The following is a 14,046-nucleotide window of genomic DNA, read 5'->3' on the forward strand; positions in this document are numbered from 1 at the left end:
GTTAGTTCCCCTCGGCGGCGATGATCGGGATGAGCGGCGGGTGGTCCGGGGCGTCGGCAATGGCGTCTCGCAGCCGGGCGACCGCGAGGATGTGCGCGTCCATCGCGCCCGATCCCGTCTCGTGCGCCCACTCGGACACGGTGGTGTGAAGTTCGGGGTCGAAGGGAAGGTCCGGATCCATCTCGATGCGGCGATCGCGGTGGCGGAATCTCGCGACCTCTGCCGTGCGCACCTCAAGCTCCGTGTCGAGCAGACGTAGGACGTCCATCCGCCGCAGGAACCCGGCCAGGCTCAGCCGGGCCATGAGCTCGGGATTTTCGAAGCGCGAGGGCGGCTGGTAGGCGCTCGTCAGCCAGTCCATGAGGACGGTTCCGCCCTCCGGGGTGAGCCGGTATCGCTTCGCGTCCGTGGCGCCCGGTCGCTCCTCGATCGAGTGCCGCACCCAGCCGTCGGACTCCATGCGCCCGAGCGATCGGTAGACCTGGCTCATCTGCGTGTTCGAGCGCAGGAAGCGGCCGTGCTCGTCGAGGTACTTCTTGAGGTCATAGCCGGTGCTGGCCTTGGTGGCCAGGACGCCGAGCAGGAGGTGTTCCAGCTTCATCGTGTCCGTCCCCTTCGTCAGACGTGTTCCCACCATGACACAAAAGGAATAAGCATTTCAACCACTTAGCGTTGACGCGCGGGTGATACTTGTGTCATGCTTCCCCGGCGGCATCGAGCCGCGGGACGATTCGGTCGATGGCGGCCGAACCTGACGATGGAGACAGGAGCACACCATGGTGGTGGAACAGCAGGCGCGCCAGGCGGTGACGCCGGTGAAGCATCGCTGGCGCAACCTCGCAACCCTCACGGGGTCGACGGTCGTGGATAGCACCGAGGGCAGCATCATCGGCACGATCTTCCCGACGATCGCGGCGGCACTCGGGCTCAACGCCGGCCACCTCGGCATCATCACGGCGGCCGGCAAGGTGGCCTCGGCGCCGGCGGGCCCGCTCTGGACGTGGCTGGGCGGGCGCACGTCGCGCAAGCTCGTGCTGGTCGTCACGTCGATCCTGGGTGGTGCCTTCGGCATCGCGTCGGCGTTCAGCGGCGACTTCGTGAGCCTGCTCGTCCTCAACGTGCTGATGGCGGCGTCGCTGGTCGGCGGTTCGCCCGTCGGGACGGCTCTCATTATGGACTCGTTCGAGGACAAGGACCGCGGCCGCGCGATCTCCTATTTCTACGCGACCGTCAACGGTCTCGCTTCGCTCATCGGCCCGGCCCTCGGACTGTTCACGCGCTCCGAGGACGGCTGGCGCCTGGGGCTGGCGCTCGTGGGCGCGATTGCGGTCGTCGCGGGGCTCGCGCAGTGGGCGCTCATCCGGGACCCCGGCGTAGGGGCGTCGGAGCCGCAGCTCGCGGATCTCGAGGCGAAGGACCGCGGGGGAGAGAAGACCTCGCTCGCGGGCATCGCGAGCCTGTTCCGCGTCCCGTCCTTCGTCATCATGATGGTGTCCCGGCTCCTGTCGGGTCACCTCCTCATCATGGTGTTCGGCGTGACGTTCCTCGTCAACACCCGCGGCTTCGACAACGCCACCGCCGCGATCGTCCTGGCCCCCTTCGGCATCGGCTACATCGTCGGCACGCTCGGGAGCGGGGTGGTCGTCCGGATGCTGGACACGGTGATGCCGGACCGCGGTCGCGTCTGGTTCATCCAGCTCGCGCAGGTCCTCTTCGCCGCAGCGGCCTACTTCGGCACGCAGATCGGCGCCGACGGGATCCTGTACTACTGCGTGTTCTGGGCACTCATGGGCGCGGCGCAGGGCATGAACCCGCCCGTGAACCGACCCATCGTTGCGTCGATCGTGCCGCCGCGCCTGCGCGGCCAGGCGATGGCCGTCTTCATCACGGTGTTCGAGACCCTCGGGTGGGCGATCTTCTCGCTCGGCGCGGGGCAACTGGCCACGACGTGGGGCCTCGAGTCGGTGTTCTTCTGGATCCTCGTCGTGCTGATGATCGTCAACGCGGCCGTCCTGGGCCTGCTGCACCTCACCTACCCCCGCGACGTGGCCCGCGTGAAGGAGGACCTCGACACGCACCGCATCAAGGTCCTCTCCGCGCGCGACTGATCCGGCCTACGCGGCGTCGCCCTCGGCGACCGCCAGCGCCTCTTCCTCCGCGTCGACCCGGTGACCGTCGGCGACGCGGAGGAGGGGGCGTCCGGCGAACACGATCGCGGCGGTGACGAGGGCCGCAACGGTGCCGAAGAGGTACGGTGCCACGTCCCCGAAGTGGTGTGCGAGGAGCGTCGCGACGGGCGGGGCGACCGCGCCGCCCAGGAAACGCACGCCCGAGTAGGCGCCCGACGCGATCGGCCGCGGCAGGTCGGTGGCCTCCATGACGGTCTCCGTCAGGATCGTGTTCATGAACCCGAACAGGAGCCCGCCCGCGACGATGCACGCGACGAGCGCGCCGGGGTGCGCGGCCACGAGTCCGGCGACGAGGAGGTCCGCCGCGATCAGCGGCATGACGATCACGATCGCCGTCGAGCGCTTCACGACGCGCAGGAGCGCGGGAGCGCCCCAGATCGACGTGACGGCGAGGCCGACGCCCCAGCCAAAGAAGGTCAGGCCGATGCCGAGCGCGTCGAACCCGAGCGGGAACGGCGAGTAGGCGAGCAGGACGAAGAAGGCCATGTTGTAGAACACGGCCGCGGCCGCGAGCAGCCCGAGCGCGGGGCGGCCGAGGGCGCGTAGCGATGCGGTGAACCGGACCGGCTGCGGGCGCGTGGCGGGGGCGTCGAGCAGGACGATTACCGCGATGAACGCGACGGCCATGAGCACGGTCACGCCGAAGAAGGGAGCGCGCCACGAGACGCTGCCGAGGAGACCGCCCGCGAGCGGCCCGATCGCGAGCCCGAGGCCGAGCGAGGCCTCGTAGAGCATGATGGCGCCGGCGCTGCCGCCCGCGGCGCTTCCCACGATCGTCGCGAGCGCCGTGGAGATGAACAGCGCGTTGCCGAGCCCCCAGCCCGCGCGGAATCCGATGACGGCGTCGACGGATCCGCTGAGCGCGCAGAGCAGCGAGAAGACCAGGATGATCGCGAGGCCCGCGAGGAGAGTCCTCTTGGCGCCGATGCGGCTGGAGACGAAGCTCGTGAACAGCATCATCGCGCCGGTGATGACGAGGTAGCTCGTGAACAGCAGCTCCGTCTCGGTCTCGGAGGCGGCCAGCGCCTCGGCGATCGCCGGCAGAATCGGATCCACGAGGCCGATTCCCATGAACGCGACGACGCTCGCGAACGCGACCGCCCAGACGGCTCGCGGCTGATTCCAGAGGGACGAGGATGCGGTCTGGCTCATGGCGCGATCTCCTTCGGGGTCGAGGGGTGGGGGGACGCGACGCGGTCGGTCAACAGCCGCGCCGTGCGCCGCAGGGCCTCCCAGTCGCCGTCGTCGAGGTCGGCGAAGCGGGGGAGCAGGGCGCCCGTGAGCTGGCGCCGCCACGCGAGGTAGGCCTCGTCGCCCGCGGCGGTGGCCACGACCCGCACGGCGCGTGAGTCGTCGGCGTCGGCGGCGCGCTCGACGAGTCCCGCCTCGGTCATCGTCCGCACGAGTCGCGTCGCGCCCGGCTGGGTGATGCGGCTCAGGCGGGCGAGGTCCCCGATGCGGAGGGCGCCGTGCTCGCGAAGAATCGCGAGCGTGCGCCACTGCGCGGAGGGCGCCTCGTTACGGGTATCGAGGGCGGCGATGCGGGTGAGCGCGTGCGCCGCGACGATGATGGCTTCGAGATCGTCGGATGCAGTCACGTTCGGCTATATTACACCGTTATATAACTATGTGATGTATTTGCTCGCAGAAGAGGGCGACGGTCGCCCGTCGCCCTCGGCCGCCGCGCTAGCTGCGGCGGTACTTCGACTCGCGCCCCGCGATCGGCGAGTCCGCGGGGATCGGCTGCCCGTGCGACACGCGCCGGATGTCGCGGATCATGCCGATCGACAGGGCCATCGAGATCGCCCACCCGGCCCATGCGAGCGCGACGCGCCACGTGAACTCCTGATGGGCCGCGCCCCGGAGGAGCGACCAGCCGGTCGAGACGGCGCCGATGATTCCCGTGCCGAGCAGGTATTTGCGCATGGCCCCACGCTACCCGGTCGTGCGCGGATCCGTCATTGCCCCGCAGGTCGTCGGATCACTAGGCTGGCGACGACACCAAGGAGTGCCATGTCTCGCGCAGATCTCGTCGTCGTCGCCAATCGCCTCCCCGTCGACCGGGTGGAGGGGCCGGACGGCGAGCCGGTCTGGCGCCGCTCGCCCGGCGGTCTCGTCACGGCCCTCGAGCAGGTGATGCAGAACCTCGACGGCGCGTGGGTCGGGTGGGGAGGGAAGGCCGACCTCGACGTCGAGCCGTTCGAGTTCGACGGCAACCTCCTGGTCCCGGTGCGCCTGAGCCCCGACGACCTGCGGGACTACTACGAGGGCTTCTCGAACGGCACGATCTGGCCGCTCTACCACGACGTCATCGCCGCGCCGGAATTTAAGCGGTCGTGGTGGGACGCGTACGTGACCGTCAACCGCCGGTTCGCTGCCGCGGCGGCGGAGGTGGTCGCCGAGGGCGGCTTCGTCTGGGTGCAGGACTACCAGCTGCAGCTGGTCCCGCAGATGGTGCGCGCCCTCCGCCCGGATGTAACCATCGGCTACTTCCACCACATTCCGTTCCCCGCATACGCGTTGTTCGCGCAGCTGCCCTGGCGCGCGCAGGTCCTCCAGGGGCTCCTCGGGGCCGACGTCGTCGGCTTCCAGCGCGTCGCAGACGCGGGCAACTTCCAGCGCTCGATCCGGCGCCTGTTGAACCATCCCACGAAGGGCGACACGGTGCAGGTGCCGGACGGCGACGGGACGCGGCTCGTCATCGCGAAGCCGTACCCCATCTCGATCGACGCCGAGCAGTTCCTGGAGCTCGCGCGGCGGCCCGACATCATCGCGCGCGCCCAGGCGATTCGTGACCAGGTGGGATCCGCGAAGCTCATGCTGGGCGTCGATCGCCTCGACTACACGAAGGGGATCCGCCACCGGCTCAAGGCCTACGGCGAGCTGCTCGCCGACGGCGACATCTCGGGACACGACGCGACGCTCGTCCAGGTCGCGAGCCCCAGCCGGCCCGGTGTCGAGGCGTACCAGGACCTGCGCGACGAGATCGAAATGACGGTCGCGCGCATCAACGGCGACTACTCCACCGTAGAGAACACGGCGATCCGGTACCTCCACCAGGGGTACCCGCGCGAGGAGATGGTGGCGCTCTACCTTGCGGCCGACGTCATGCTCGTGACGGCGCTGCGCGACGGCATGAACCTCGTCGCGAAGGAGTACGTGGCGGTGCGCGCGGACAACACGGGAGTGTTGGTGCTCAGCGAGTTCGCCGGGGCCGCCGACGAGCTGGGGAGCGCGCTGCTCGTGAATCCCCACGACATCGAGGGCATGAAGGAGACGATGATGCGCGCCCTGGAGATGCCCGTCGCGGAGCAGGCCCGGCGTATGAAGACCATGCGGCGCAAGGTGCTCGACAACGACGTCGAGAAGTGGGGGCGCACGTTCCTCGCCGACATCGACGAGCTGCGCCGCCGCCGTCATGCGGACGGAGACGGCGCGTGAGCGACCTCGACGAGGCGCTCGCGCGGCTGGGAACGGCGCCGAGACTCCTCGTCGCGCTCGATTTCGACGGCACCCTTTCGCCGCTCGTGGACGAACCGATGTCGGCGCGCGCGACCCCCGATGCCGCCCGGGCGGTCGCCGCGCTCGCGGACACCCCCGGCACGACGGTCGCGCTCGTGTCGGGCCGCACGCTCGCTGACCTGCGCGTGATCGCCGAGCACCGCGACGACTCGCCGATCTGGCTGGTCGGCTCGCACGGCGCGGAGCGCTGGCGCCCGGGGCAGGACGAGCCCGCGCCCGGCGTGGTCGCGGGCGGATCCGCGCGCCTCGCCGAAGACGCGGAGCGCGCGATCGCCGGGATCGACGGGGCGTGGATCGAGAACAAGGCGTTCGGATTCGCCCTGCACACGCGCCTCGCGGATCCGGCGGGCGGGGCCCGGGCGCAGGCCGCCGTCGACGATCTCATGGAGCGCGAGGCCCCGGCCTGGCGCCGGCGCACGGGGAAGCATGTCGTCGAGTTCGCCGACCGGCACGAGGGCAAGGACGTCGCGATCGCCGAGCTGCGACGCGAGACGGGCGCCTCGGCCGTCCTCTTTGCCGGCGACGACGTCACCGACGAGGACGCGCTGCGCTCGCTCGAGGATGGCGACCTGGGGATCCGCGTGGGCGACGGCGAGACGGCCGCGCGCTACCGCGTCGCCGACACGCCGGAGCTCGCCGCCGTGCTCACGCGCCTCGCGCAGCACCGCGCATCCTGATTGCTTCGCTCGCGTCTCCGCGGGCAGAACGGCAAGCCGTTCGGGGGTGCGCGAATCTGGGAATAGACTGCGTGCGTGAGTGACAACGTTAGTGCGGGAATCGACATCAAGCCGCGCAGTCGCGTGGTGACCGACGGCATCGAGGCCACGACGTCGCGCGGAATGCTGCGCGCGGTGGGCATGGGCGACGACGACTGGGAGAAGCCCCAGATCGGCATCGCGTCGAGCTGGAACGAGATCACCCCCTGCAACCTCTCCCTCGACCGGCTCGCGCAGGGCTCGAAGGAGGGCGTGCACGCCGGCGGCGGCTACCCGCTGCAGTTCGGCACGATCTCCGTCTCCGACGGCATCTCCATGGGCCACGAGGGCATGCACTTCTCGCTCGTGAGCCGCGAGGTCATCGCCGACAGTGTCGAGACCGTCGTCATGGGGGAGCGCCTCGACGGCACGGTGCTCCTCGCGGGCTGCGACAAGTCGCTCCCCGGAATGCTCATGGCTGCGGCGCGCCTCAACCTCGCCAGCGTCTTCCTCTACGCCGGATCCATCGCCCCGGGCTGGGTGAAGATGGACGACGGCACGGAGCGCACGATCACGATCATCGACTCGTTCGAGGCCGTCGGCGCGTGCAAGGCCGGCCAGATGAGCGAGTCCGACCTCAAGAAGATCGAGTGCGGGTTCGCGCCGGGCGAGGGCGCCTGCGGCGGCATGTACACCGCGAACACGATGGCGTGCGTCGCCGAGGCGCTGGGCATGAGTCTGCCGGGCTCGTCGACGCCGCTGAGCGCCGATCGGCGCCGCGACATGTACGCGCACCGGTCGGGCGAGGCCGTCGTCGAGATGCTGCGCAAGGGCATCACGACCGGCGACATTCTGACGAAGAAGGCGTTCGAGAACGCCGTGACAGTCGCGATGGTCCTCGGCGGATCCACCAACGCCGTTCTCCACCTCCTCGCGATCGCGCGCGAGGCGGGCGTCGACCTGACGCTCGACGACTTCCGGCGGATCGGGGAGCGCTCGCCGCACCTCGCCGACGTGAAGCCCTTCGGCCAGTTCGTCGCGCAGGACTTCGACCGCGCTGGCGGCATGCCGGTCGTCATGAAGGCGCTGCTCGACGCGGGCCTCCTGCACGGGGACGCGCTGACCGTCACGGGCAAGACGCTCGCGGAGAACCTCGCGGACCTCGACCCTGAGCCGCTCGACGGAACGGTCGTGCGCGAGCTCGACAACCCCATCCACGCCACCGGCGGGCTGACGATCCTCGACGGCACGCTCGCCCCCGAGGGCGCGGTCGTGAAGACGGCCGGCTTCGACGCCGAGGTGTTCGAGGGCCCCGCGCGCGTGTTCGAGCGCGAGCGCGCCGCCATGGACGCGCTCACGAACGGCGAGATCCAGGCCGGCGACGTCGTCGTGATCCGTTACGAGGGCCCCAAGGGCGGCCCCGGGATGCGCGAGATGCTCGCGATCACGGCGGCCATCAAGGGCGCCGGCCTCGGCAAGGATGTACTACTGTTGACGGACGGTCGATTCTCCGGCGGCACAACCGGCCTGTGCATCGGCCACATTGCACCCGAGGCGGTGGACGCAGGTCCGATCGCATTCGTGCGCGATGGCGATCTGATCCGGGTCGATGTCGCCGCTCGCACTCTCGACCTACTCGTCGACGAGGCTGAGCTCGCCTCCCGCCGCTCTGGCTGGGAGCCGCTTCCCCCGCGCTACACCCGCGGCGTTCTCGCGAAGTACGCCAAGCTCGTTGGCTCCGCCGCCGTCGGCGCCGTCACCGGCTGACCCGCGTCCTCGCCCACGTCGTCCCCAACCGATCAGGGAATTACTATGCCCGCAGATCCCACGACCGCCTTCCCGCGTCCCCCCGCGACCAGCTCGCACGCGCCCGTCATGACGGGCGCCGCGGCCGTCGTCCGCTCGCTCGAGCTGCTCGGCGTCGACGACGTCTTCGGCCTGCCGGGCGGCGCGATCCTTCCCGCGTACGACGCGCTCATGAGCGCCGAGTCGCTCAACCACATCCTCGTGCGCCACGAGCAGGGCGCCGGACACGCCGCGGAGGGCTACGCCTCGGCGACCGGCCGCGTCGGCGTCGCGATCGCGACGTCGGGCCCCGGCGCGACGAACCTCGTCACCGCGATCGCCGACGCGTACATGGACTCGGTGCCGCTCGTCGCGATCACGGGTCAGGTGTTCTCGACGCTGATGGGAACGGACGCGTTCCAGGAGGCGGACATCGTCGGCATCACGATGCCAATCACGAAGCACTCCTTCCTCGTCAAGGACGCCGCGGACATCCCGCGCGCGATCGCGCAGGCCTTCGAGATCGCGAGCACGGGGCGCCCCGGGCCCGTGCTGGTGGACATCACGAAGGACGCGCAGCAGGCCGAGGTGCCCTTCGTCTGGCCGCCGAAGTTCGACCTCCCGGGCTATCGTCCGGTGACGAAGGCGCACGGCAAGCAGATCCAGGCGGCCGCCGCGATGATCGCGGAATCGGCCAAGCCCGTCCTGTACGTGGGCGGAGGCGTGATCCGCGCCCGCGCGTCCGCGCAGCTGCGCACCTTCGCCGAGACGACCGGTGCGCCGATCGTCACGACGCTCATGGCGCGCGGGGCGTTCCCGGACTCGCACGAACAGCACCTCGGCATGCCCGGCATGCACGGCACCGTGCCCGCCGTGCTCGCGCTCCAGGAGGCCGACGTGATCGTCGCCCTCGGGGCGCGGTTCGACGACCGCGTGACGGGCAAGGCCGCGCTGTTCGCGCCGAACGCGAAGGTCGTCCACGTCGACGTCGACCCGGCCGAGATCGGAAAGATCCGCCACGCCGAGGTGCCGATCGTGGGCGACGTGAAGGACGTCCTCGTCGACCTCGACACGGCGTACCGCTCGACGACCGCCGGCGACCGCCCCGACTTCGCGGGCTGGTGGCAGTACCTGCGCGGCCTGCAGGACCAGTACCCGCTCGGCTACACGCCGCCCACGGACGGCCTGCTCGCCCCCCAGCACATCATCCAGCGCATCGGAGAGCTGACGGGCCCCGAGGGCGTCTTCGTCGCGGGCGTCGGCCAGCACCAGATGTGGTCGGCGCAGTTCATCCGCTACGAGCGGCCGAACTCGTGGATCAACTCGGGCGGCGCGGGCACGATGGGCTTCTCGGTGCCCGCGGCCATGGGCGCGAAGGTCGGCGAGCCGGACCGCCCTGTCTGGGCGATCGACGGCGACGGCTGCTTCCAGATGACGAACCAGGAGCTCGCCACCTGCGTCCTCAACAACATCCCCATCAAGGTCGCCATCATCAACAACTCGTCGCTCGGCATGGTGCGCCAGTGGCAGACGCTGTTCTACGACGGGCGCTACTCGCACACCGATTTGAACACGGGCCACGACACGCGCCGGATCCCCGACTTCGTGAAGCTCGCCGACGCCTACGGGTGCCTCGCGATCCGCGTGGAGAAGGAGGAGGAGATCGACGACGCGATCCGGCTCGCCCTCGAGACCAACGACCGGCCCGTCGTCATCGACTTCGTCGTTTCGAGCGACGCCATGGTGTGGCCGATGGTGCCGCAGGGTGTCAGCAACAGCTACGTCCAGTACGCCCGGGAACACTCTCCCGCATTCGGTGAGGAGATCTGAGCGCCATGTCGAAGCACGTTCTGAGCCTCCTCGTCGAGGACACCCCGGGCCTCTTGACGCGCGTGGCGGGGCTGTTCGCCCGCCGCGGCTTCAACATCCACTCCCTCGCCGTGGGCGTGACGGAGGTGCCGGGGCTGTCCCGGATCACCGTCGTCGTCGACGTGGAGGACCTTCCGCTCGAGCAGGTCACGAAGCAGCTGAACAAGCTCATCAACGTCGTGAAGATCGTCGAGCTGGATCCGGCCGCGTCGGTGCAGCGCCAGCACATGTTGGTCAAGGTGCGCGCCGACAACTCCTCGCGCGCGAACGTCCTGGAAGTCGTGAACCTCTTCCGCGCGAACGTCGTCGACTATGCCCCCGACTCGCTCGTGATCGAGATCACCGGCGACCAGGGCAAGGTCGACGCGTTCCAGCGCGCGATCACGCCCTTCGGGATCAAGGAGATCTCGCAGTCGGGCCTGTTGGCGCTCGGCCGCGGTCCGAAGTCGATTTCCGAGCGCGTCCTGCGCTAACCCCGTTTTCTCACCGAACCACCAAGCAAGGAGCACACTGTGGCAGAGATCCTCTACGACGCAGACGCCGATCTGTCGATCATCCAGTCCAAGAAGGTCGCGATCGTCGGCTACGGCTCGCAGGGCCACGCCCACGCGCAGAACCTTCGCGACTCGGGCGTCGAGGTCGCCGTCGCGCTGCGCGAGGGCTCGAAGTCGGCGCAGAAGGCGTCGGACGACGGCTTCCCGGTCAAGACGGTCGCGGACGCGACTGCCTGGGCCGACGTCATCATGATTCTCGCGCCGGACCAGAACCAGCGTGCGATCTACGCCGAGGGCATCAAGCCGAACCTCGCGCCCGGCAAGGCGATCGCCTTCGCGCACGGCTTCAACATCCGCTTCGGTCTCATCGAGGCGCCCGAGGGCGTCGACGTCATCCTCATCGCGCCGAAGGCGCCGGGCCACACGGTCCGCCGCGAGTTCGCCGCGGGCCGCGGGATCCCCGACATCATCGGTGTCGAGAAGGACGAGACCGGATCCGCGTGGGACCTCGCGCTCTCGTACGCGGCGGGCATCGGCGGCACGCGCGCCGGCGTCATCAAGACGACCTTCACGGAGGAGACCGAGACCGACCTGTTCGGTGAGCAGGCGGTGCTCTGCGGCGGCATGAGCCACCTCGTTCAGGCGGGCTTCGAGACCCTCACCGAGGCGGGCTACCAGCCGGAGATCGCCTACTTCGAGGTCCTCCACGAGCTCAAGCTCATCGTGGACCTCATGTGGGAGGGCGGCATCGCCAAGCAGCGCTGGAGCATCTCGGACACGGCGGAGTACGGCGACTACGTCTCCGGCCCCCGCGTCGTCGACCAGCACGTCAAGGACAACATGAAGGCGGTCCTCGCCGACATCCAGTCCGGCGCGTTCGCGAAGCGCTTCATCGACGACCAGGACGCCGGCGCCCCGGAGTTCACGAAGCTCCGCGCCGAGGAGGAGCAGCACCCGATCGAGACGACGGGCAAGCAGCTCCGCTCGCTGTTCTCGTGGAAGAACAGCGACGACGACTACGTCGAGGGAACCGCCGCGCGCTAAGCCGCGCGGGAATCGACCGGCCCCCGTCGGGCTCGCGCATCGCGAGGCCGACCGGGGCCGGTCTGCGTGCGGTCTGCCCCGTCCCCAGGGCGAAAGGCGGGGGAGTTGTCCCCGATCGGGCCCGGCGGGGGATCGCGCCAGCCGCCGCCGCGCGAGGCTGGGCGCATGAACGACAACGAGATCGAGGCCCTCAAGGATCGCCCGCTCACCCGCGACGATGACCTCGTGCGCCTCGTCGCCTCCTTGCTGGACACGGCGACGGTCGCGCGGGTCTGGCTGCTCCTGCTCGACGCGCGGATGCGCTCGACCGGCGTGCTCATTCCCCTGGACGACCGCGCGGCAGATCCGTCAGACGTCGCCGCCATGCCGTCCTCCGGCGCTATCACCGCGGCGGAGCTGACGGGGCAGGTCATCGCCCGCGTCGTGCGTCAGACGCCCGCCTCCTACGCCGTGGTCGCGTGGGAGCGCCCGGGCCCCGCGCGCCTCACGCTCGCGGATCGCTCGTGGATCCGGCAGATGACGCGGGCGTTCGCGGACGATCCCGAGGCGCTGCGCGCGCAGCTCGTGGTGTCGGACGAGGGCGTCGCGCTGGTGGTCGACTCGGAGGGATCCGTCCGCGCCGCGTGAGGAATCGCCCCCGCGGCGCGGGCGGGGCGATCAGAACCCGGGGGCCTGCACGAACGCCTCGTACGAGGCGCCCTCGGGCACGCTGTCGTACAGGTCGATCGAGAACCGCGCGCTGCCCTCGGCGGGAATGCGCTCGACGTACGTCCAGTCCAGGCCCGCGATCTCGCCGTCGGCGTCGCGAATCAACAGCTCGACCTCGACGCTCTCCGCGTCGACGTCGTCGAGGTTCGACACCGCGCCCGAGACCACGGTCCACCCGTCCTCCGTCTCTGCTTCCAGCTCGCCGACCTCGAAGCCGCCGAACTCGTCGCTCGGAATGCTGCTCAGCCCGTATCCGTCGAAGACGACGTTGAGGTCGGCGCTCTCGTCCTCCGTCGCGGCCGCGAAGTACCCCGCCGCGATCGAGGTGCCCGGCGTGAGCGTGACGTAGTCCCACGTCGTGTCGAGGATCGTGCCGTCCTCGCCGACGGCCTCGATGGTGACGTCGACGCCGGGGAGTACGACGTCGTCGGGGTTGTCGATGAGGACGACCACCTGCGCGCTGTCGTCGTACTGGGCGGTCCACAGGGCCTGTTCCGCGACGGTGAGGTTCTCGAGGGCCGCCTGCTCCTCGCCCTCGAGGTCGTCGACGTACTCATCGACGATGGATCCGCCGTAGGGGTCGGACGTGTAGCCGGCGTCCTCGTAGAACGCGAACCCCACGAGGATGAACGCGGTCAGGGCCGCCATGACGAGGCCGACGAGGAAGGCGACGCCGCCGACGATGATCGCGGCGATCCCCTGGCCGCGGCCGGCGGACTTCTTCGCGACGGTGACGATGCCGAGGATGACCGCGACGATCACGAGCGGGATCCCCAGGAAGACGGCGAACGGGATCAGACACATCACGCCGCCGACGATCGCCAGGACGAGCGCCGTGATCGCGCGCCCCTTTCCGCCGCTCGGCGGCGCCGGGGCGTAGGGCGATCCGCCAGCGGGCGGGACGGGGGAGCCCGCCGCGGGGTAGCCGTAGGGGCTGCCCGCGCCGGGACCCGCCGCGGGGGCGCCCGCGCCGGGCGGCGGCGCGTAGACGGGCGGCTGCGGGGCTGCCGGCGGGGTCGGCGCGCCGGGACCGGGCTGCGCGGGCGGCTCGTTCCGGGCCGGGCCGGCGCCGTTCGGCGGGGTGATGTCGGACATGTCGCTCCTTGGGGACGAAGGCCTGCGAGGCGGTCGCCCCGCGCGACGGCTGTGCGGGTGCCTCCCCCCGGCGCCAGACCGCGCCCTCAGGATATCGGCGGACGCCCCGCGGCATCAGGGGGAGAAGTCCCCATGCGGCGCGGCCGCAGCCCTCAGCGCGCGGGTCGCGACGTCGACCAGAGGGCGAGGGCGATCAGTGCGGGCTGGAAGAACAGCCGCGCGAAGCGGCGGTCGTCGGTGTCGAGCCCGAATCCGTCGCGGCGATGGATCCACTGCGAGATGTTGCCGGGGAAGACGGCGGCGAAGAACACCGCGGCCACGCGCCCGACGGTCCGCCGCCGGCGGCGCGCGGTCAGCAGCGCGGCGCCGAGCGCGACCTCGGCGACGCCGGAGGCGACGACCGTCGTGTCCGGGGAGAACGGCATGATCTCCGGCACCTGCGCCTGGAACTCCTTCCGCGCGAAGGTGAGGTGCGCGACGCCGGCGAAGGCGAGCGCGGATCCGAGGGCGAGGCGGCCGAGTGTGCGTGCGGGGCTGGTCATGGCGTCAGCCTAATTCGCGCGCGGCCGGGCGGGGGGGAGGGGCCGTGCGGATCGCGTCCGGCGGCGCCCGGAGGCGCTAGATCGACTAGTGTCGAATTGTGCG

The 14,046-nt window shown here is 70.5% G+C and carries 14 protein-coding genes; 8 read left to right on the forward strand and 6 right to left on the reverse strand.

The window, feature by feature from the left end; all coding sequences use genetic code 11:
* Nucleotide 1: 1 nt before the first annotated feature.
* Entirely contained in the window at nucleotides 2-601 is a 600-nt protein-coding gene (locus G8E01_RS05900; protein ID WP_205827230.1) for a PadR family transcriptional regulator, read from the reverse strand.
* Nucleotides 602-776: 175 nt separating this feature from the next.
* Here G8E01_RS05900 and G8E01_RS05905 point away from each other — a divergent pair, with 175 nt between their 5' ends.
* The gene (locus G8E01_RS05905) at nucleotides 777-2,108 is read left to right on the forward strand and encodes an MFS transporter (RefSeq protein ID WP_166317164.1); all 1,332 of its coding nucleotides are present in this window, start codon (nucleotides 777-779) and stop codon (nucleotides 2,106-2,108) included.
* Between the two features lie 6 nt (nucleotides 2,109-2,114).
* Here the strand turns inward: G8E01_RS05905 and G8E01_RS05910 are convergent, their stop codons facing one another.
* The 3 genes from G8E01_RS05910 to G8E01_RS05920 form a co-directional block, all read right to left on the reverse strand.
* Nucleotides 2,115-3,341 carry an MFS transporter gene (locus G8E01_RS05910; protein ID WP_166317167.1) on the reverse strand — a complete coding sequence of 409 codons (1,227 nt, stop codon included), beginning with the start codon at nucleotides 3,339-3,341 and terminating at the stop codon, nucleotides 2,115-2,117.
* Nucleotides 3,338-3,787 (reverse strand): MarR family transcriptional regulator, encoded by a 450-nt coding sequence (locus tag G8E01_RS05915; protein WP_166317170.1) that lies wholly within the window; start codon nucleotides 3,785-3,787, stop codon nucleotides 3,338-3,340. The genes G8E01_RS05910 and G8E01_RS05915 overlap by 4 nt, the downstream gene beginning before the upstream one ends.
* Before the next feature lie 88 nt (nucleotides 3,788-3,875).
* The gene (locus tag G8E01_RS05920; protein WP_166317173.1) at nucleotides 3,876-4,115 is read right to left on the reverse strand and encodes a hypothetical protein; all 240 of its coding nucleotides are present in this window, start codon (nucleotides 4,113-4,115) and stop codon (nucleotides 3,876-3,878) included.
* 87 nt (nucleotides 4,116-4,202) lie between these two features.
* Here G8E01_RS05920 and G8E01_RS05925 point away from each other — a divergent pair, with 87 nt between their 5' ends.
* The 7 genes from G8E01_RS05925 to G8E01_RS05955 all read left to right on the forward strand — a co-directional run bounded on the left by G8E01_RS05925 (nucleotide 4,203) and on the right by G8E01_RS05955 (nucleotide 12,225).
* Entirely contained in the window at nucleotides 4,203-5,630 is a 1,428-nt protein-coding gene (locus G8E01_RS05925; protein ID WP_166317176.1) for an alpha,alpha-trehalose-phosphate synthase (UDP-forming), read from the forward strand.
* Nucleotides 5,627-6,388 carry a trehalose-phosphatase gene (gene otsB, locus G8E01_RS05930; RefSeq protein ID WP_338100752.1) on the forward strand — a complete coding sequence of 254 codons (762 nt, stop codon included), beginning with the start codon at nucleotides 5,627-5,629 and terminating at the stop codon, nucleotides 6,386-6,388. The genes G8E01_RS05925 and otsB overlap by 4 nt, the downstream gene beginning before the upstream one ends.
* 75 nt (nucleotides 6,389-6,463) lie before the next feature.
* Nucleotides 6,464-8,173 carry a dihydroxy-acid dehydratase gene (gene ilvD, locus G8E01_RS05935; protein WP_338100753.1) on the forward strand — a complete coding sequence of 570 codons (1,710 nt, stop codon included), beginning with the start codon at nucleotides 6,464-6,466 and terminating at the stop codon, nucleotides 8,171-8,173.
* A 45-nt stretch (nucleotides 8,174-8,218) separates the two neighbouring features.
* Entirely contained in the window at nucleotides 8,219-10,021 is a 1,803-nt protein-coding gene (locus tag G8E01_RS05940; protein ID WP_166317179.1) for an acetolactate synthase large subunit, read from the forward strand.
* Nucleotides 10,022-10,026: 5 nt separating this feature from the next.
* Complete coding sequence (ilvN, locus tag G8E01_RS05945) at nucleotides 10,027-10,533, forward strand: acetolactate synthase small subunit (protein WP_155049446.1); 507 nt, start codon at nucleotides 10,027-10,029, stop codon at nucleotides 10,531-10,533.
* A gap of 39 nt (nucleotides 10,534-10,572) precedes the next feature.
* Entirely contained in the window at nucleotides 10,573-11,598 is a 1,026-nt protein-coding gene (ilvC, locus tag G8E01_RS05950; RefSeq protein ID WP_166317182.1) for a ketol-acid reductoisomerase, read from the forward strand.
* Nucleotides 11,599-11,763: 165 nt separating this feature from the next.
* Nucleotides 11,764-12,225 (forward strand): hypothetical protein, encoded by a 462-nt coding sequence (locus tag G8E01_RS05955; protein WP_166317184.1) that lies wholly within the window; start codon nucleotides 11,764-11,766, stop codon nucleotides 12,223-12,225.
* A 30-nt stretch (nucleotides 12,226-12,255) separates the two neighbouring features.
* Here G8E01_RS05955 and G8E01_RS05960 read toward each other — a convergent pair whose 3' ends face one another.
* Together G8E01_RS05960 and G8E01_RS05965 are read right to left on the reverse strand one after the other, a co-directional pair.
* Nucleotides 12,256-13,401 carry an FxLYD domain-containing protein gene (locus tag G8E01_RS05960; RefSeq protein WP_166317188.1) on the reverse strand — a complete coding sequence of 382 codons (1,146 nt, stop codon included), beginning with the start codon at nucleotides 13,399-13,401 and terminating at the stop codon, nucleotides 12,256-12,258.
* Between the two features lie 152 nt (nucleotides 13,402-13,553).
* Nucleotides 13,554-13,943 carry a DoxX family protein gene (locus G8E01_RS05965; protein WP_166317191.1) on the reverse strand — a complete coding sequence of 130 codons (390 nt, stop codon included), beginning with the start codon at nucleotides 13,941-13,943 and terminating at the stop codon, nucleotides 13,554-13,556.
* Nucleotides 13,944-14,046 lie beyond the last annotated feature (103 nt).

Source organism: Microbacterium excoecariae, assembly GCF_011326725.1.
Taxonomy (GTDB): domain Bacteria; phylum Actinomycetota; class Actinomycetes; order Actinomycetales; family Microbacteriaceae; genus Microbacterium; species Microbacterium excoecariae.

Bases quoted from the DNA above. Each gene is read 5' to 3' on its own strand.
- G8E01_RS05900 (WP_205827230.1), bottom strand. From the start codon at position 601: ATGAAGCTGGAACACCTCCTGCTCGGCGTCCTGGCCACCAAGGCCAGC.
- G8E01_RS05905 (WP_166317164.1), top strand. From the start codon at position 777: ATGGTGGTGGAACAGCAGGCGCGCCAGGCGGTGACGCCGGTGAAGCAT.
- G8E01_RS05910 (WP_166317167.1), bottom strand. From the start codon at position 3,341: ATGAGCCAGACCGCATCCTCGTCCCTCTGGAATCAGCCGCGAGCCGTC.
- G8E01_RS05920 (WP_166317173.1), bottom strand. From the start codon at position 4,115: ATGCGCAAATACCTGCTCGGCACGGGAATCATCGGCGCCGTCTCGACC.
- G8E01_RS05925 (WP_166317176.1), top strand. From the start codon at position 4,203: ATGTCTCGCGCAGATCTCGTCGTCGTCGCCAATCGCCTCCCCGTCGAC.
- G8E01_RS05940 (WP_166317179.1), top strand. From the start codon at position 8,219: ATGCCCGCAGATCCCACGACCGCCTTCCCGCGTCCCCCCGCGACCAGC.
- ilvN (WP_155049446.1), top strand. From the start codon at position 10,027: ATGTCGAAGCACGTTCTGAGCCTCCTCGTCGAGGACACCCCGGGCCTC.
- G8E01_RS05955 (WP_166317184.1), top strand. From the start codon at position 11,764: ATGAACGACAACGAGATCGAGGCCCTCAAGGATCGCCCGCTCACCCGC.
- G8E01_RS05960 (WP_166317188.1), bottom strand. From the start codon at position 13,401: ATGTCCGACATCACCCCGCCGAACGGCGCCGGCCCGGCCCGGAACGAG.
- G8E01_RS05965 (WP_166317191.1), bottom strand. From the start codon at position 13,943: ATGACCAGCCCCGCACGCACACTCGGCCGCCTCGCCCTCGGATCCGCG.